Genomic DNA, 17,008 nt, shown 5'->3' with positions numbered 1-17,008 from the left:
GGCCGCCGGTGGGACCGGGGACGGCGCCCGTACCCGGGCGTGGGGCTCAGTCGCAGCCCTGGCCCAGCAGGCGCCCCAGGCGACCTTCCTTGCAGGCTCCCTTGGCCGGTGCCGGGACGCGCGGGCGGGCGGCCGCCTCGCGCGCCGTCTTCAGCTTGGCCAGCTTCGCGCGGATCTGCGGCATCGCCGCCAGCGCGGCACGTTCGCCCTCCAGGATGGCGATGTTGCGCTGTTCGAAGTCGGCCGCGCCGATGTCGTTGACCCGGGGCCGGATGACGATGTCGGCGCGCGCCATTTCCTGCTGGCCGAGCTTCTGCCCCATGATCGTGATCGACTGGTTCACGTTGCCCAGCAGGCTGCCGGGATTGCGGCCGTCGACCTTGGTGGAGATGTCCACGGCAATGACGAAGTCCGCGCCCAGCTGGCGCGCGGCGTCGACCGGCACCGGGCTGACCACGCCGCCGTCCACGAAATGCCGGCTGCCGATCACCACCGGCTCGAACACGCCGGGGATGCTGCTGGAGGCGCGTACCGCCTGACCCGTATTGCCGCGCACGAAGACGGTGCGTTCGCCGGTTTCCAGCTGCGTGGCCACCGCGGCGAAAGGCTTGCTCATGCGCTCGATCGGGCGCTGCCGGACGAGCTCGTTGACGTAATCCTGCAGCTTCTGCCCCTTCACCAGACCGCCCGAGAAGAGGCTCACGTCGCGGATGCTCGCTTCATCGAGCGCGAAGGCAGTCTTCTGCATCTGGAAGGCGTCCATGCCGCTGGCATAGAGCGCGCCGACCACGCTGCCGGCGCTGGTGCCGGAGACGACGACCGGCTGGATGCCGCTGGCCTCGAGCATCTTGATCACGCCGATGTGCGCGAAGCCCTTGGCCGCGCCGCCGCCCAGCGCGATGCCCACGCGCACCGGCGCCACCGGCCTGGGCTTGGGCATCGGCGCCACCTCCGCCGCGGTCGGCACCTGCCCGGTGCTGGCGCAGGCGGCCAGCACGACGCTGGAGGCGAGGAGGACGGCGCGGCGGAATACGGACATGCGGACGGGACCGGAAGAGAGGCGGGCGGGGCGCGCAGGATACCCGCACGACCGCGCCCATTTTTTCGCGCCATGCACGGATTCCAAAGCCGGCCGCCACCGGTGCAGGGGCGGCGTTCAGCTGCGCGGCTGCCGGCCTGCGGTCGGCCGCACTCCTTCCCGGAAGTGGCTACCGACGGCGCGCCTGGCGCGAGGTCGGATCAGGCCGCGCAACCGCCGCAGGCGCGCGCCTAGCCGTCGGGCAACAATTTGCCGGGATTGAGGATGCCGTCGGGGTCGAACGCGGCCTTGACCTGGCGCATCAGCGCCAGCGTTGCCGCATCGATCGCCTGCGGCATGAATTCCCGCTTGGCGAGGCCGATGCCGTGCTCGCCCGACAGCGTGCCGCCCAGCGCCAGGGTGAGCTCGAACACCTTGGCCAGGGCCGCCTGCGCGCGCGCGGCCTGGTCGGGCTGCGCCGGATCAAACAGCAGATTCACGTGCAGGTTGCCGTTGCCGGCGTGGCCGAAGCAGACGATGGGCAACGCAAACTCCGCCGCCAGGGCCTGCACCCCTTCGACCAGGTCGGGAATGCGCGAGACCGGCACCACCACGTCTTCATTGATCTTGCCGGGCGCCAGCGTGCGCAGCGCCGGAGAGAGGGCCTTGCGCGCGGCCCACAGCCGTTCGGCGGCCTCGGCAGAGGCCGCGTCGTCGATGGCGATCAGGCCATCGCCTCCGGCCACCGCCATCAGCGTTTCCACGGCATGGGCAAGCGTCTGCGCGTCGCCGTCGGCTTCGATCATCAGCAGGGCGCCGGCTTCGCGCGGCAGGTCGACGCCGCCGACGTCGCGGCTGAGCGCAACGCAGTGCGCATCCATGAACTCCAGCATCGAGGGCGTGACCGGTTGGGCCATCAGCCGTGCCACCGCCTGCGCGGCGCTGGCGACATCGCGGTACACGGCACGCAGCACGCGGCGCTGCGGCGGCAGCGGCGTCAGTCGAAGCGTGGCTTCCACGATCAGCGCCAGCGTGCCCTCGCTGCCCACCAGCAGTCGCTGCAGGTCGTAACCGGTCGCGCCCTTCGTCGTCGCGCTGCCGCAGTGGACCAGTTCGCCCGCGCCGGTGACGGCGGTGAGCGCGAGCACGTTGTCGCGGCTGGCGCCGTATTTCACCGCGCGCGGGCCACCGGCGTTGCAGGCGAGATTGCCGCCGATCGTGCTGTACGCGGCGCTGGTGGGATCGGCCGGCCAGAACAGGCCGTGCGGACGCAGCGCGGCCTGCAGGTCGCCGTTGAGCACGCCCGGCTCTACGACGGCGCAGCGGTCGCCGGGACGGATCGCCACGATGCGCTGCATGCGTTCGAAGGACACCACCAGTCCGCCCGCGACCGGCACCGCGGCCCCGGTGGTGTTGGTGCCGCGCCCGCGCGCCACCAGCGGCACCCGGTGTTCACGGCAGGCGCGGACCAGGGCGAGCACGTGCTCGGCCGTCGATGGCAGGGCCACCGCATCGGGGAGCGCCTGTCGGCGCGAGTTGTCGTAGGCGTAGGCCAGCCGTTCGCTGGGATCGGTCAGCCAGGCATTCCCGAGCAGGGCGGACAGGTCGCGGACCAGTGCGGCGGGGAGGGCGGGCATGGCGGGGATTATCGGGCCTGAGCATCGGGCACGAACATCCGGCACGAACATCGGGCAGGAACATCGGGCACGAACACCGCCGATGCCTGCAATGGCGTCAGCAGCGCCGGATCAGACGGGAAGAGGCCATGCCGTCTCAGGCATCGTCCGCGCGGAACGCATCACGCAGCCAGTGCAGCTGCGGCGCGGCGGGGTTGCCGTGGGCCTCGACGACGTCGAAGCGGCACGCGGCGTCGCGGAACTGCGGGTGGGCCTGCAGGAAGGCCTGCGCGGCGCGGACGAGCTTGTGCCGTTTGCGCGCGTCGACGGACGCCGCGCCGCCCCCGAAGCGTGCATCGCGGCGGAAGCGCACTTCGACGAACACCAGGCACGGCACGCGGCCGGCCGCATCCAGCATCACCAGGTCGAGTTCGCCGGTGCGGTACTGGGCGTTGGCGGCCACCTCGCGCAGGCCCGCCGCCAGCAGGTGGCGGCGGACGAACGCTTCGACGGCATCACCGCGCGCCCGTGCGGGTGTCGGCGGGAAACGCATTGCGGTCCTTGCACAAGAGTGGGCGTTCCGTGCCCGGGAGGATGGCTCAGCGGCGGTCGGCGTCCGCCAGCGGGACCTGGGTGCCGGCGCTGAAGGTCGACCAGGCCGGGGTGCGCTGCACGTAGCCCTGCCCATCGATGCTCAGCACGCCGGTGGCGCCCTGGAGGCCGTCGGTCGCGCCCGCCAGGTGCTCGAGATAGGCGGTGATCAGCCACGCGTCGAAGCCGAACGCGAACAGGCGCGCGGCGCCGCCCTTGGCGTTGGGCAGCATGCCCGCGGCGGTGCCGGCGGTGGGCAGGCCGCGCACGCTGCGCGAGGTCCAGGATTCGGCCGGGAAGGCGATGCCATCGAGGATGCGGTCGTCGGCGGCCTTGCCGGTCCCCGACAACAGGTGCGAGGTGGCCACGCGGGGCTTGCCGGCCAGTCCCGCCAGCGCCAGGCGCGGCATCAGCGCACGCGCGGTCGAACCGCGGGTCGCCAGGAAGACGCCATCGATACCGCCTTCCTTCGCGGCGAAGGGCGCCAGGTCGACGGTCGTGTCGGAGGTCGTCTCCGCCACGCCGCCGCGTTCGGCCAGGCGCGCGCGGAAGGCGGCCGAGGCGCGGCGCTGGCTGTCATCGTCGGCGGCGATCACCAGCACGCGCTTGGCGCCGCGTTCGGCCAGGAAATCGGCCGCGGCGGCGCCTTCGTCCTCGGGCGACAGCGAGAAGGCGGCCTGGCCCGGCGGCGGTGCGACGTTGCCACGGTTCAAGGCGAGCATGGACACCGGCAGGGTGCCGCGCTGGAACAGCGTGCTCACCTCGTCGCGGCCCAGCGGCCCGACCACGAAGTCGTTGCCCTCGGCCGCGGCCTTGTCGTAGGCGGCGACGGCGCCGCTGGCGGTGCCGGCGGTGTCATAGAAGACCACTTCCGGGCGACGGCGGGATTCGCCGTAGTACCCGGCGAGGAACCCGTCGCGCACCGGCGCGGCGGCCGCCGACAGGCTGCCCGACAGTGGCAGCAGCACGGCCAGTTTCACCGGCGGCCGGTAGCCGTCGCCTTCCGCGGGCGGGCGGTTGCCGGCATTGAAGTTCCAGGCGGTGCGGTCGAGTGGACGCGGCAAGGGCAGGCCGCGGCGCAGCAGCACGCGGGCGGCGTGGTTGTAGAGGGGGTCGCCGGCCGGCAGCGCCTGCGCCTCGCGCTGCAGCGTGGCGTCGTCGAGCTGGGAGAGCAGGGCATCGATCTGCTGGTCGTTGGCCGCGCGTTCGGCGCCGGTCAGCGCCGCGCCCTGGCGGACCAGGTCGGCGGCCTGGGCGACCTGCGCGTTGCGCGACTGGGTGGACGGCGTGCCTGTCGTGCGTTCGATCGTCGTGCAGCCGGCGAGCGCGGTCACCAGCACGGCCCCCTGGAGCATTGCAGCCAGGAGCCATGCGGCAGGCCGTCGTGGCGCGGTCGGGGACGTCGTCGGGATCATGGGCACGGCTTTGATTGGGGGACCGGGTAGGATTCTAGCCTTCCCCCACGGTAGGCACGATGCACACGCCCGGCACCCTCCACGTCGTCGCCACGCCGATCGGCAATCTGGGCGACCTGTCGCCGCGCGCGCTGGAGATCCTGCGGACCGTATCGGCCATCTGCGCAGAAGACACCCGCCATACCCGCCAGCTGCTGGCCCATTTCGGCCTGGAGCGGCCGCTGCTGGCCCTGCACCAGCACAACGAGGACGCGCAGGCGCAGCAACTGGTCGCGCGCCTGCGGGCCGGCGACAGCCTGGCGCTGGTGTCCGACGCCGGGACGCCGCTGGTGAGCGATCCGGGCTTTCGGCTGGTGCGCGCGGCCCGCGCCGAGGGCATCCGCGTCTCGCCGGTGCCGGGCGCCTGCGCCGCGATCGCCGCGCTGAGCGTGGCCGGCGTTCCCAGCGACCGCTTCGTTTTCGAGGGCTTCCTGCCCGCCAAGGCCGCGGCGCGGCGCGAGCGCCTGGGCCAGCTGGCCAGCGAAACGCGCACGGTGATGTTCTACGAGTCCGCCCACCGCATCGAGGAGACGCTGGCCGACATGGCCGCCGTGTTCGGCGGCGCGCGGCGCGCGGTGATCGCGCGCGAACTGACCAAGCTGTTCGAGACCGTCCTCGACGGCGAACTGACCGCGCTGCAGGCCCAGGTGGCCGGCGACCCGAACCAGCGCAAGGGCGAGTTCGTGGTGATCGTGGAAGGCGCCGGCGAAGACGAGGACGCGCGGATCCGCGAAGGCCAGCGGCTGTACGCAAAGCTCAGCGAGTACCTGAAGCCGTCGCAGGCCGCCAAGCTGGCGGCCGAGCTCAGCGGCGCGCCGCGCAAGGCGCTGTACAGCCTGGGTCGCGACGACGCCGAGGCGTAAACACCGGTCCGGTCTTGCCGGAAATCGCGGGGGCATCGCGGCCTTTGCCGCGAGGTTCTGGAGCGCTTGTGCTGACGGCCGTGCATGGCCCCAAGCCGTTCCGGAAGCGGCCGGAACATATGCGGGCGTATGTCGGGAGAGTCTTTGGAACTGTCCGGACATATGCCGGCACATATCGGGACATATGCGGGCATATGTCGGGAGAGTCTTTGGGTCTGTCCGGACATATGCGGGCGTATGTCCGGAGAGACTTCGGAACTGTCCGGACATATGCGGGCGTATGTCTGGAGAGTCTTTGGAACTATGCGGACATATGCGGGCATATGTCGGGAGAGTCTTCGGAACTGTCCGCACATATGCGGGCATATGTCGGGAGAGTCTTCGGAACTGTCCGCACATATGCGGGCCTATGTCGGGAGAGACTCCGGAACGGGCCGGACACAGGCGGACGTAGGCCGGGAGAGCTTCCGGAACTGCCCGGCCTCGTACGGGCAGAGGCCGGATCGACGCTCGAAGGGGCCCGGCAGAGGGATGTACGGCCATCGACCGGGCGTCGACACGCGCCAGCGGCCGCGTCGCCGTCCGCCCGTGAGACAATCGCGTCGGCGGAGTCGGCTGGACAGTCGCGTCGCGTTCCCGTTCGCGGGAAGGCGCCGAGGAAAGTCCGGGCTCCATAGGGCACGGTGCCAGGTAACGCCTGGGCGGCGCGAGCCGACGGAAAGTGCAACAGAAAGATACCGCCGATGGCTCCTCGGAGATCAGGCAAGGGTGAAATGGTGCGGTAAGAGCGCACCGCGAGTCCGGCAACGGACCGGCATGGCAAACCCCACCGGGAGCAAGACCAAATAGGGAGGCAATGCCGCGGCCCGCGGTGTCTCCGGGTAGGTTGCTTGAGCGTCGCGGTGACGCGGCGCCTAGAGGAATGGCTGTCCACGACAGAACCCGGCTTACAGGCCGACTCCGCCACCTTCCTCAAAGCCTGGGCTGCTCCCACTGTCTGGCGGGCAATCCCGGCGATTCGTCGCTGATCGTCGGCGATCTTCCCAGCAAGACGGAAATTGCGCCCCCGGCCCCATCCGGCCCCGTGGCGTCCCGATTCCCGTGTGCCGACCCTCGGGTGTGGCGAGGAAGCCTGCGCACTCGATCGGCAAAGCCGCGGTGCCGGTGGCCGCTTGCTGCGTCGCAGCATGACTGGGGGGCCCGGGACGAATCCCCACTGCCAGTCAGCCTCAGTCTCAAAACATGAGACGAAACAACGGCTAGTGGATAAGTCTTGAATAAAACTCTGAAGTTCGTCGCAAGCCATTGATGCGCAAAGTGAAATTGGCTCCGGAAACCTGTTGACAAGCCTGTGGGCGGTGCTAAGGTGGGCAAACGAGGGAAAACCGGGTTTTTTGTGGTTTTCTCGAGGCGACAAGCCGCCCGGAGAGGCGGCCACCATCGGGCAGGATCATGTTCCAGGGCGAAAGCGCCATCACGATCGACGACAAGGGCCGGCTGGCGGTGCCCACCGCCCACCGTGAGCTCGTCGCGCGTGAATGCGGCAACCGCCTGGTCATCACCTACAACCCGTTCGATTCCGGGTCGCTGTGGATCTACCCGCGCCAGGTCTGGGAGCGCGTACGCGACCAGGTCAACGCGCTGCCCAAGGCCAAGAAGGTCAACCGCTCGATGCAGCTCAAGCTGGTCGGCGCGGCGGAATTCGTCGAGCTCGACGGCAATGGCCGCATCAGCATCCCGGCCAGCCACCGCTCGGCCGTGGGGATCGAGAAGAAGGCCGTCCTGCTGGGGATGGGCGAGAAATTCGAGTTGTGGAGCGAGCAAGCGCACCACGCGCAGATCCGTCAGGTCGTATCTGACGATGATCTGAGCGAGGAGCTTCTCGACCTGCAGCTGTGACGGCCGGTGGCAGCGGGCGCGACGAGGCGTCCGGCCACCTTCCCGCCACGAAGTCGCCGGTGCATCTGCCGGTGATGTACGGGCAGGTCCTGGAAGGCCTGCAGGTGAAGGCGGAGGGAACCTATCTCGATGGCACGTTCGGGCGCGGTGGTCACGCGCGCGGCGTATTGCAACAACTGGGTCCCGGAGGCCGGCTGCTGCTCATGGACAAGGATCCCGAAGCGATCGCCGTGGCCGAACGCGAGTTCGGCGGCGATCCGCGCGTCGCGATCTTCCGGGGCAGTTTCGCGCAGCTGGCGGACTGGGATGCCACCGCCGGCGGCCTGGACGGCATCCTGCTCGACCTGGGCGTGTCCTCGCCCCAGCTGGACGTGGCCGAACGCGGCTTCAGCTTCGGCAAGGACGGCCCGCTGGACATGCGCATGGACCCCGACGCGGGCCCGAGCGCGGCGCAGTGGCTGGCCGAGGCCGACGAGCGGGCGATCGCCGACGTGCTGTGGACCTACGGCGAGGAGCGCATGAGCCGCCGGATCGCGCGGGCCATCGTCGCCCGGCGTGATGACACGCCCCTGCTGCGTACAGCCCAGCTGGCCGACCTGATCGCGTCGGTGGTGCCGCGCGGCGAGCAGAAGATCCATCCGGCCACGCGCAGCTTCCAGGCGATCCGCATCTTCATCAACCGCGAGCTGGCCGACCTGGAGGCCGGCCTGGACGCGGCGCTGGCCCGGCTCAAGCCCGGCGGCCGGCTGGCGGTGATCAGCTTCCATTCGCTGGAAGACCGCATCGTCAAGCAGTTCATCAATCGCCATGCCAAGCCACCGCCGGCGCAGCGGCGCCTGCCGGTGGTCGTCGAGTTCACCCCGACCCTGGCCGCGATCGGTGATGCGCGCAAGGCCGATGCGAGCGAAACTGACGCCAATCCGCGCGCGCGCAGCGCCGTGCTGCGCGTGGCGCAGAAGCTGGAGGCACGCGCATGACCTGGCGCCTGCTCCTCACCGTGCTGGTCCTGGCCAACGTGGTCTCCGCGCTGGCCGTCGTGCATGCGCGCCACGAGCACCGCCAGCTGTTCGTGCAGACCAACCGCCTGGACAAGGCGCGCGACGAGCTGAACATCGAATTCGGCCGCCTGCAGCTGGAGCAGGCCACCTGGGCCGAAAGCAACCGCATCGACCAGGTCGCGCGCGACCGGCTGGGCATGAAGTTCCCCGAAGGCGCTGAAACCGTGGTGATCAGGCCATGAGGATCAGTCCATGAGCCGCCAGGACCGCAACCGCCAGCAGCTCGTCGGGCGCGTCGCCGATGCGCTGCGCGCGCGCATCCAGGCCAAGCCGGTGGCCGGGCCCGGTCGTGTGCGCCGTCGTACCGGGCTGGACCTGCGCCGGCGGCTGATGATCGTGTGCGGCGCGCTGGGCCTGTGCTCGCTCGCGCTGGTGGTGCGCGCGCTCGACGTGCAGGTGATCCACAACGACTTCTACCTGCAGCAGGGCCAGGCGCGCTCGCTGCGCGAACTGCCCATCCCCACCTCGCGCGGCATGATCACCGACCGCAATGGCGAACCGCTGGCGGTTTCCACGCCCGTGGAATCGGTGTGGGGCAATCCCAAGGAACTGCTGAAGAATCCGGCGCGCATCCCGCAGCTGGCCACCGCGCTGGGCGTGCCGCCCGACGTGCTCGAGCGCAAGCTCAGCCAGCGCTCGACCAAGGAATTCCTCTACCTCAAGCGCCGCGTGAGCCCGGAGCAGGCCCGCCGCATCCTCGCGCTGGACATCCCCGGGGTGTTCTCGCAGCGCGAGTTCCGCCGCTTCTATCCGCAGGGCGAGGTGATGGCCCACGTGCTGGGCTTCACCAACGTCGACGACCGCGGCCAGGAAGGCCTGGAGCTGTCGTTCGACCACGTGCTCGCCGGCAAGCCCGGGGCCAAGCGCGTGATCCGCGATGGCCAGGGCCGGATCGTGGAGAGCGTGGACCTGATCCGCGCCGCGCAGCCGGGGCAGGACCTCACGCTGACGATCGACCGGCGCATCCAGTTCCTCGCCCATCGCGAACTGCGCAACATGCTGCTCAAGAGCGGCGCCAGCAGCGGTTCGGCCGTGGTGATGGACGTGGCCACCGGTGAAGTGCTGGCCATGGTCAACCTGCCCAGCTTCAACCCGAACGCCGTGGACATGGGCAACGCCGAGGCGCACCGCAACCGCGCGGTCACCGACGTGTTCGAGCCGGGTTCGACGATGAAGCCGATCACCGTCGCCGCTGCGCTCAACGCGCACCTGGTCACGCCCGACACGCGCATCGACGTCTCGCCCGGCTACATGAAGCTGGGCCGCTACACCATCCGTGACCACAACAACTACGGCGTGCAGACCGTCACCGGCCTGATCACCAAGAGCTCCAACATCGGCGCGGCCAAGCTCGTGGCGCGGATGGACGACCAGTACTACTACGATTTCGTGAAGAACTTCGGCTACGGCAGCAAGCCGGGCAGCGGATTCCCGGGCGAATCCTCGGGCGTGCTGGCGCCGCCGGCGCGCTGGAGCGGCACCACCAAGGGCACGATGTCCTATGGCTACGGCCTGTCGGCCACGCCGCTGCAGATCGCCCGCGTGTATGCGGCGCTGGGCAACGGTGGCCGGCTGATCACGCCGACCTTCGTCAAGGGCACGCCGCCGCAGTCGCGCCAGGCGCTCGACCCGGCCGTGGCGCAGGACGTGATGCGGATGATGCAGACCGTCACCGAGCCCGGCGGCACGGCGACGCAGGCCGCCATCCTGGGCTACCACGTGGCCGGCAAGACCGGCACCGCGCGCAAGTTCAGCGAGAACGGCGGCTACACGCGCCGTTATCTGTCCTTCTTCGCCGGCGTCGTGCCGGTGAAGAATCCGCGCTTCTCGATGGTGGTCGTGGTCAACGATCCCGATCCGTCCAAGGGCTACTTCGGCGGACTGGTGTCCGCGCCGGTGTTCAAGAGCGTCATGGACGGCGCGCTGCGCCTGATGGACGTCCCGCCCGACGACATCGACACCTGGATGGCCGCGCAGGCCAAGGCGCAGCACGCCAGCGAGCTGCGCGGCGAGGATGGCCCGGTGCTGCCCGATGCTTCGGCCGCGAGCGCGCCGTTGGCTCCGGCGGCCGCGACGGCCACCGCGGGCGCAGTCGCCGCTCCGTTGCCCGCTCCCGTGCAGGGAGGCCTGCGATGAGCGCCGCGATGCGCCTGCAGGAACTGCTGCCCGACGTCAGCGGCGTGCCCGAAGGCCTGCACATCACCGGCCTGTCGATGGACAGCCGCGAAGTGCTGCCCGGCCACGCCTTCGTGGCGATCGCCGGCTTCGGCGCGCATGGCCTGAAATTCGTCGAACAGGCGCGCGCGGCCGGTGCCGTGGCCGTCCTGTTCGAACCGCCGGCGCCCGCCGACCTGGACGCGCCCGTCGACGCCATCGCGGTGCCGGACCTGCGCGCGCGGCTGGGCGAACTGGCCGATCGCTTCCATGCGCGCATCACCGACGCGATGACGGTGGTGGGTGTCACCGGCACCAACGGCAAGACCTCGACCGTGCAGCTGCTGGCCCAGGCCTGGACGCTGCGCGGAGTGCGCTGCGGCACCATCGGCACCCTGGGTGCCGGCCTGTACGGCCAGGTGTCGCCGACCGGCTTCACCACGCCGCTGGTGCTGCGCCTGCACGCCCTGCTGGCGCAGATGCATGAGGCCGGTGCCCAGGCCGTGGCGATGGAAGTCAGCTCGCACGCGCTCGACCAGGGCCGCGTGGACGGGGTGCACTTCGACATCGGCGTGTTCACCAACCTCACCCGCGACCACCTGGACTACCACGGCGACATGGACCGCTACGGCGCGGCCAAGGCGCGCCTGTTCGCGTGGCCGGGCCTGAAGTCGGCGGTGGTCAACGTGGACGACGGGTTCGGCGCCCGGCTGCACGAGGACCTGCAGGCCAGCGCCGGTTCGCTGCGCGTGCTGGGCGTGAGCTCGCGCGGGGACGAGCGGGCAGTCGTGCAGGCGCGGGGACTTTCGCTCGACAACCGCGGCATCGCGTTCGACCTGTGGATCGATGGCACCGCGCATGCGGTGCAGTCGCCGCTGCTCGGCCGCTTCAACGTCGACAACCTGCTGGCGGTCGCCGCGGTCCTGTTCGCGCTGGGCGAGAGCCCGGCGCACATCGCCGACACGCTGGGCCTGCTGCAGCCGATCCACGGGCGGATGAACCGCCTGGGCGGCGAGGGCAACCGCCCGCTGGTGGTGGTCGACTACGCGCACACGCCCGACGCGCTCGAACAGGCGTTGACCTCGCTGCGCGCGCATGCCCAGTCGCGCCTGATCTGCATCTTCGGTTGCGGCGGTGAACGCGACCGCGGCAAGCGCCCGCAGATGGCGGCCATCGCCCAGGCCAACGCCGACTTCGTCGTCGTCACCGACGACAACCCCCCGTTCGGAAGACGGCGAGCAGATCGTCGCCGACATCCTGGCCGGATTCGAACGCGCGTTCGAGGTGATCGTCGAGCGCGACCGCGCCGCCGCCATCGCCCGTGCGATCGGCGAAGCCGGCCCGCAGGACATCGTGCTCATCGCCGGCAAGGGCCATGAGCCTTATCAGGAAATCCAGGGCGTGCAATACCCGTTCGACGATACCCAGGTGGCCCAGGCCTGTCTGGAGGCGCGCGCATGAAGCCGATGATGCTCAGCCAGATCGCCCGCATGACCGGTGGCCAGGTCTACGGCCAGGACGTCAGCCTCGACGCCGTCGCGACCGACACCCGCGTCCTGCCGGTCGCCGGGCGCGCCCTGTTCGTCGCCCTCAAGGGCGAGAACTTCGATGGCCACGACCACGTGGCCGCGGCGGCGCGCGGGGGGCGTCGCGGCGGCGCTGGTGTCGCGACGCATCGACGTCGACCTGCCGCAGCTGGTGGTGGCCGACACCGAGCGCGCGCTGGCCGACTTCGCCGCCGCGGTCCAGCGTGACCGCAGCGGTGGCAAGGTCATCGCCATCACCGGCAGCAACGGCAAGACCAGCGTCAAGACGCTGGTCCTGTCGATCCTGCAGCGGGCCGGCTCGGCTTACGCCAACCCCGGCAACCGCAACAACGAGATCGGCCTGCCGCTGGCCGTGCTGGATGCGCCTGAAGACGCCCAGTTCGCGGTCTACGAGATGGGCGCGGGCAAGCCGGGCGACATCGCCTACCTCACCGCGATCGCGCGACCCGATGTCGCGCTGGTCAACAACATCGCCCCGGCGCATCTGGAGCGCATGGGCAGCCTGCTGGGCGTGGCCGACACCAAGGGCGCGATCTACGACGCGCTGCTCGAAGACGGCGTGGCGGTAATCAACGCCGACGAGGCCTTCGCTCCCTTCTTCGCCGAGCGCTCGCATGGCCATCGCCTGATCCGGTTCGGCCTGGAAGCCAGCAGCGACGTGACCGCGCGCGAGCTGGTACCCACTGCGTCCGGGTCTCGCTTCATCCTGGTCACGCCGCAGGGCGAGGCCGCCATCGAACTGGCCATGCCGGGCCGCCACAACGTCGGCAACGCGCTGGCCGCAGCGTCGATCGCGCTGGGCCTGGGCATCGGCCTGCCGACGATCGCCGAAGGCCTCAACGCGGCGCTGCCCGTCGCCGGCCGCCTGATTCCGCACCAGTTGCGCAGCGGCGCGGTCCTGATCGACGACAGCTACAACGCCAATCCCGGCTCGCTGGCCGCCGCCATCGACACCCTGGCCCAGCCCGGAGCGGGCGAGGGCTGGCTGGTGCTGGGCGACATGCGCGAACTGGGCCTGGATGCGCAGCAGATGCACGAAGAGATGGGCCGGCGGGCGAAGTCGGCGGGGATCCGCCGGCTGTACGCGCTAGGCCCGCTCAGCACCGCGGCGGCGCGGGCGTTTGGCGAGGGTGGTCGGTCCTTCGACAGCCACGAGGCCCTCGCCGAGGCGCTGCTGGCGCAGATGGGGCCGGGCACGCGCGTGCTGGTGAAAGGTTCGCGCGGCAGCGCGATGGACAGGATCGTGAAAGCGGTGCTCACCAAAGAAGGGACCACCGATGCTGCTTGAACTCTTCCGCTGGCTCGAACAGCTGCAAAGCCTCTTCGGCCTGTTCGGCTATCTCACCTTCCGCGGCATCCTGGCCGCGCTGACGGCGTTGGGGCTGTCGCTGTGGTGGGGCCCGGCGGTGATCCGGCGCCTGGCCCAGCTCAAGGGTGGCCAGCCGATCCGCAAGGACGGCCCGCAGTCGCACTTCTCCAAGGCCGGCACGCCGACCATGGGCGGCGCGCTGATCCTGCTCACGGTCCTGGCCTCGGTGCTGCTGTGGGGCGACCTGCGCAACCGCTACGTCTGGCTGGTGCTGGCGGTGATGGTGGCCTTCGGCTGGATCGGCTGGTGGGACGACTGGATCAAGATCGTCAAGCGCGATCCCAACGGCATGAAGTCGCGCTGGAAATACCTGCTGCAGTCGCTGTTCGGACTGGGCGCGGGTTTGTTCCTCTACTACACCGCCGACGTGCCGGCGGCGACGACGTTCTATATCCCCTTCTTCAAGGCCGTGGCGCTGCCGCTGGTGTCGATCAGCTTCGTGGCGATCGCCTACCTGTGGATCGTCGGCTTCTCCAACGCGGTCAACCTCACCGACGGGCTGGACGGGCTGGCGATCATGCCGACCGTGCTGGTCGCCTGCGCGCTGGGCGTGTTCGCCTACGCGTCCGGCAACGCGGTGTTCTCCGAATACCTGCAGATCCCGCAGGTGAAGGGCGCGGGCGAACTGGTGATCATCTGCGCGGCCATCGCCGGCGCGGGCCTGGGCTTCCTGTGGTTCAACACCTATCCGGCCATGGTGTTCATGGGCGACATCGGCGCGCTGGCGCTGGGCGCCGTGCTGGGCTGCGTGGCGGTGATCGTGCGCCAGGAGCTGGTGCTGGTGATCATGGGCGGCGTGTTCGTGATCGAGACGCTCTCGGTGATGATCCAGGTCGCCTCGTTCAAGCTCACCGGCAAGCGTGTGTTCCGCATGGCGCCGATCCACCACCACTTCGAGCTGAAGGGCTGGCCGGAGCCGCGCGTGATCGTGCGCTTCTGGATCATCTCGGTGATCCTCGTCCTGGTCGGCCTGGCCACGCTGAAGGTGCGTTGATGACCGACTCCGCGCGCCAAGCCACCCGACTCGACGCCCTCGGCGGCCGGTTTGATCCGTGGCTGCTCGCGGTGACGTGCACGCTGGCCTGCGTGGGCGTGGTGATGGTGGGCTCCAGTTCGATCGCGATCGCCGAAGGCCTGGACGTCGGACCGTTCTACTTCCTGACCCGCCACATCGTCTTCCTCGCCGCCGGCGTGGGCCTGGCCGCGTGGATGATGCGCACCGAGCTCAAGGCGATCGAACAGCGCAGCCAGTGGCTGCTGCTGGCCTGCTTCGTCCTGCTGCTGCTGGTGTTCGTCCCGGGCGTCGGCAAGAGCGTCAACGGCGCGCGTCGCTGGCTCAACCTGGGCATTTCCAACTTCCAGGCCGTCGAAGCGGTCAAGCTGCTCTTCATCGTCTGGCTGGCCAGCTACCTCAAGCGCTTCAGCGAGGACCTGGCCGCGACGTGGTCGGCGATGCTCAAGCCGATCGGCGTGGCGGTGGCCATGGTCGGACTGCTGCTGCTGCAGCCCGACTTCGGATCCTCGTCCCTGATCCTGGCCGTCGCCGCCGGCATGCTGGTGCTGGGTGGCGTCAACATGCCGCGCATGTTCGGTCCAGTGCTGGTGCTGCTGCCGCTGCTGGCCGTCATCGCCATCGCCGAGCCGTACCGCGTCGCGCGCCTGACCTCCTTCCGCAATCCGTGGGCCGACCCGTTCAACACGGGCTACCAGCTCACCAACGCACTGATGGCAGTCGGCCGCGGTGAATGGACGGGCGTGGGCCTGGGCGCCTCGGTGCAGAAGCTGTCCTACCTGCCTGAAGCGCATACCGACTTCATCATGGCCGTGATCGCCGAGGAACTGGGTTTCGTCGGCGTCTGCCTGGTGATCGGCCTGTACGTGGCGCTGGCCGGCCGCGCGTTCTGGATCGGACTGCAGTGCGTGGAGATGCGGCGCCACTTCGCCGGCTACTGCGCCTTCGGCATCGCGTTGTGGATGTCGCTGCAGAGCTTCGTCTCCATCGGCGTCAACCTGGGCCTGCTGCCGACCAAGGGCCTGACCCTGCCGCTGATTTCCTCGGGTGGTTCCAGCGTGCTGATGACCAGCATGGCGCTGGGCCTGCTGCTGCGCGTGTCCTACGAGCTCGATCGCGCGCAGCGCCAGGTCGCGCGTCTGCGCGGCGAAGCGCAGCAGGTGTCCACGGGCGTGCCCGCGGCGTCGCAGCCCCTGCCGGTGGTCACCAGCAAGGCCGCCGGCGAAGGCCGGGGCACCAGCCGGTTGCGCCAGCGCGTGGAACCGGTGTTCGGGAGGACCGCATGAGCGTCTATGCGCCAGGCGAAGAGCGTCCCGTGCTGATCCTGGCGGGCGGCACCGGTGGGCACATCTTTCCCGGGCTCGCGGTGGCCAAGGCGCTGCGCGACCGCGACGTGCCGGTGGCATGGCTGGGCAGCGCGGGTGGCATGGAAACGCGCCTGGTGCCACAGCACGGCATCCGCATCGACACCATCGCCATCAGCGGCGTGCGCGGAAAGGGCATGGCAGCGCTGGTGGCCGCGCCGATGAAGCTGATCCAGGCGGTGCGCGCCGCGCGCTTCGCCATCCGCCATCGCCAGCCGCGCGCCGTGGTGAGCTTTGGTGGCTTCGCCGCCGGTCCCGGTGGCCTGGCCGCGCGGCTTGAAGGCGTGCCGCTGATCGTGCACGAACAGAACCGCGCGCCGGGCCTGACCAATCGCGTGCTGGCGCGCTTGGCGCGCCGCGTGCTGACGGGGTTCCCGCAGACCTTCCCGGGCGAGGAAGTGGTGGGCAATCCCGTCCGCGCCGAGATCGCGGCGATCGCCGAGCCGGTGCAGCGCTTCGCGCAGCGCCAGGGACCGTTGCGCCTGCTCGTGCTCGGCGGCAGCCAGGGCGCGCGCGCGCTCAATGCGGCGGTGCCCAAGGCGCTGGCGAGCCTGCGGGCCGCGCATGCATTCGAAGTGAGGCACCAGTGCGGCGAGAAGCTGCGCGCCGATGCCCTGCAGGCCTACTCGCAGGCCGGCGTCGAGGCCTCGATCGAGCCCTTCATCGCCGACATGGCCGCCGCCTATGCCTGGGCCGACATCGTGGTGTGCCGCTCCGGCGCGCTGACGCTGGCGGAACTGTGCGCCGTGGGCGTGGGCAGCGTACTGGTGCCCTTCCCGCAGGCGGTGGACGACCACCAGACCAAGAACGCGCAGTTCCTCGTCGACCGCGGCGCGGCGCAGCTGCTGCCGCAGGGCGACGATCTGGCCCAGCGCCTGTCGGCCACGCTGGAAATACTCGCCGACCGCCACCTGCTGCTGCCCATGGCGCTCGCGGCCCGCGCGCTGGCCAAGCCGGACGCCGCGCAGTCGGTCGCCGACATCGTGATGGAGGAGGCGCGATGACCGTCGTCCGGACCCGCCACACCCCTCGCGTCACCCACGCTTCCCGTCTCCAGACCTCG

12 protein-coding genes, 1 other RNA gene and 2 pseudogenes are annotated in these 17,008 nt (G+C 70.3%); 11 read left to right on the top strand and 4 right to left on the bottom strand.

All coding sequences use genetic code 11. The annotated features are described in order from the left end of the window. Positions 1–46: 46 nt before the first annotated feature. The 4 genes from I8J32_RS01050 to I8J32_RS01035 all read right to left on the bottom strand — a co-directional run bounded on the left by I8J32_RS01050 (position 47) and on the right by I8J32_RS01035 (position 4,580). A complete protein-coding gene (locus I8J32_RS01050) occupies positions 47–1,039 on the bottom strand; it encodes a patatin-like phospholipase family protein (RefSeq protein ID WP_200614246.1) in 993 nt (330 codons plus the stop codon). Positions 1,040–1,269: 230 nt separating this feature from the next. Beyond that, positions 1,270–2,655, bottom strand: coding sequence for an FAD-binding oxidoreductase (locus I8J32_RS01045; RefSeq protein WP_200614244.1), 1,386 nt, complete (start codon positions 2,653–2,655; stop codon positions 1,270–1,272). Positions 2,656–2,791: 136 nt separating this feature from the next. Further along, positions 2,792–3,187: a YraN family protein gene (locus I8J32_RS01040; RefSeq protein ID WP_200614243.1), complete on the bottom strand. Its 396-nt coding sequence runs from the start codon at positions 3,185–3,187 to the stop codon at positions 2,792–2,794. 46 nt (positions 3,188–3,233) lie between these two features. Further along, positions 3,234–4,580, bottom strand: a complete 1,347-nt coding sequence (locus I8J32_RS01035) for a penicillin-binding protein activator (RefSeq protein WP_245156379.1) — start codon at positions 4,578–4,580, stop codon at positions 3,234–3,236. 119 nt (positions 4,581–4,699) lie between these two features. Here I8J32_RS01035 and rsmI point away from each other — a divergent pair, with 119 nt between their 5' ends. The 11 genes and pseudogenes from rsmI to murG all read left to right on the top strand — a co-directional run bounded on the left by rsmI (position 4,700) and on the right by murG (position 16,949). Continuing rightward, positions 4,700–5,542, top strand: coding sequence for a 16S rRNA (cytidine(1402)-2'-O)-methyltransferase (gene rsmI, locus I8J32_RS01030; protein ID WP_200614242.1), 843 nt, complete (start codon positions 4,700–4,702; stop codon positions 5,540–5,542). Between the two features lie 607 nt (positions 5,543–6,149). Further along, an RNA gene (gene rnpB / locus I8J32_RS01025) (RNase P RNA component class A) lies at positions 6,150–6,508 on the top strand. A gap of 486 nt (positions 6,509–6,994) precedes the next feature. Further along, positions 6,995–7,441 carry a division/cell wall cluster transcriptional repressor MraZ gene (mraZ, locus tag I8J32_RS01020; protein ID WP_200614241.1) on the top strand — a complete coding sequence of 149 codons (447 nt, stop codon included), beginning with the start codon at positions 6,995–6,997 and terminating at the stop codon, positions 7,439–7,441. Between the two features lie 74 nt (positions 7,442–7,515). Beyond that, positions 7,516–8,418: a 16S rRNA (cytosine(1402)-N(4))-methyltransferase RsmH gene (gene rsmH, locus I8J32_RS01015; RefSeq protein WP_200614490.1), complete on the top strand. Its 903-nt coding sequence runs from the start codon at positions 7,516–7,518 to the stop codon at positions 8,416–8,418. Beyond that, a complete protein-coding gene (gene ftsL, locus I8J32_RS01010; protein ID WP_200614240.1) occupies positions 8,415–8,681 on the top strand; it encodes a cell division protein FtsL in 267 nt (88 codons plus the stop codon). The genes rsmH and ftsL overlap by 4 nt, the downstream gene beginning before the upstream one ends. Before the next feature lie 148 nt (positions 8,682–8,829). Continuing rightward, entirely contained in the window at positions 8,830–10,635 is a 1,806-nt protein-coding gene (locus tag I8J32_RS01005; RefSeq protein WP_343225250.1) for a peptidoglycan D,D-transpeptidase FtsI family protein, read from the top strand. Beyond that, positions 10,632–12,114, top strand: a pseudogene (locus tag I8J32_RS01000) (UDP-N-acetylmuramoyl-L-alanyl-D-glutamate--2,6-diaminopimelate ligase). The gene I8J32_RS01005 and the pseudogene I8J32_RS01000 overlap by 4 nt, the downstream one beginning before the upstream one ends. Continuing rightward, positions 12,111–13,488 (top strand): annotated as a pseudogene (locus I8J32_RS00995) (UDP-N-acetylmuramoyl-tripeptide--D-alanyl-D-alanine ligase). Before I8J32_RS01000 ends, I8J32_RS00995 begins: the two co-directional pseudogenes overlap by 4 nt. Beyond that, on the top strand, positions 13,478–14,563 hold the full coding sequence (gene mraY, locus I8J32_RS00990; RefSeq protein WP_200614234.1) for a phospho-N-acetylmuramoyl-pentapeptide-transferase: 1,086 nt from the start codon (positions 13,478–13,480) through the stop codon (positions 14,561–14,563). The pseudogene I8J32_RS00995 and the gene mraY overlap by 11 nt, the downstream one beginning before the upstream one ends. Beyond that, the gene (ftsW, locus tag I8J32_RS00985) at positions 14,563–15,867 is read left to right on the top strand and encodes a putative lipid II flippase FtsW (protein WP_200614232.1); all 1,305 of its coding nucleotides are present in this window, start codon (positions 14,563–14,565) and stop codon (positions 15,865–15,867) included. The genes mraY and ftsW overlap by 1 nt, the downstream gene beginning before the upstream one ends. Next, positions 15,864–16,949: an undecaprenyldiphospho-muramoylpentapeptide beta-N-acetylglucosaminyltransferase gene (gene murG, locus I8J32_RS00980; RefSeq protein WP_200614230.1), complete on the top strand. Its 1,086-nt coding sequence runs from the start codon at positions 15,864–15,866 to the stop codon at positions 16,947–16,949. Before ftsW ends, murG begins: the two co-directional genes overlap by 4 nt. Positions 16,950–17,008: the final 59 nt, after the last annotated feature.

The sequence above is a fragment of the Lysobacter solisilvae genome, assembly GCF_016613535.2.
GTDB lineage: Bacteria > Pseudomonadota > Gammaproteobacteria > Xanthomonadales > Xanthomonadaceae > Agrilutibacter > Agrilutibacter solisilvae.
The sequence above is the reverse complement of the archived record's forward strand: the minus strand, read 5'-3'. Positions and strand labels throughout refer to the sequence as shown.

Bases quoted from the DNA above. Each gene is read 5' to 3' on its own strand.
- murG (WP_200614230.1), top strand. From the start codon at position 15,864: ATGAGCGTCTATGCGCCAGGCGAAGAGCGTCCCGTGCTGATCCTGGCG.
- I8J32_RS01005 (WP_343225250.1), top strand. From the start codon at position 8,830: ATGATCGTGTGCGGCGCGCTGGGCCTGTGCTCGCTCGCGCTGGTGGTG.
- ftsL (WP_200614240.1), top strand. From the start codon at position 8,415: ATGACCTGGCGCCTGCTCCTCACCGTGCTGGTCCTGGCCAACGTGGTC.
- mraZ (WP_200614241.1), top strand. From the start codon at position 6,995: ATGTTCCAGGGCGAAAGCGCCATCACGATCGACGACAAGGGCCGGCTG.
- rsmI (WP_200614242.1), top strand. From the start codon at position 4,700: ATGCACACGCCCGGCACCCTCCACGTCGTCGCCACGCCGATCGGCAAT.
- ftsW (WP_200614232.1), top strand. From the start codon at position 14,563: ATGACCGACTCCGCGCGCCAAGCCACCCGACTCGACGCCCTCGGCGGC.
- I8J32_RS01035 (WP_245156379.1), bottom strand. From the start codon at position 4,580: ATGCTCCAGGGGGCCGTGCTGGTGACCGCGCTCGCCGGCTGCACGACG.
- mraY (WP_200614234.1), top strand. From the start codon at position 13,478: ATGCTGCTTGAACTCTTCCGCTGGCTCGAACAGCTGCAAAGCCTCTTC.
- I8J32_RS01040 (WP_200614243.1), bottom strand. From the start codon at position 3,187: ATGCGTTTCCCGCCGACACCCGCACGGGCGCGCGGTGATGCCGTCGAA.
- I8J32_RS01045 (WP_200614244.1), bottom strand. From the start codon at position 2,655: ATGCCCGCCCTCCCCGCCGCACTGGTCCGCGACCTGTCCGCCCTGCTC.
- I8J32_RS01050 (WP_200614246.1), bottom strand. From the start codon at position 1,039: ATGTCCGTATTCCGCCGCGCCGTCCTCCTCGCCTCCAGCGTCGTGCTG.
- rsmH (WP_200614490.1), top strand. From the start codon at position 7,516: ATGTACGGGCAGGTCCTGGAAGGCCTGCAGGTGAAGGCGGAGGGAACC.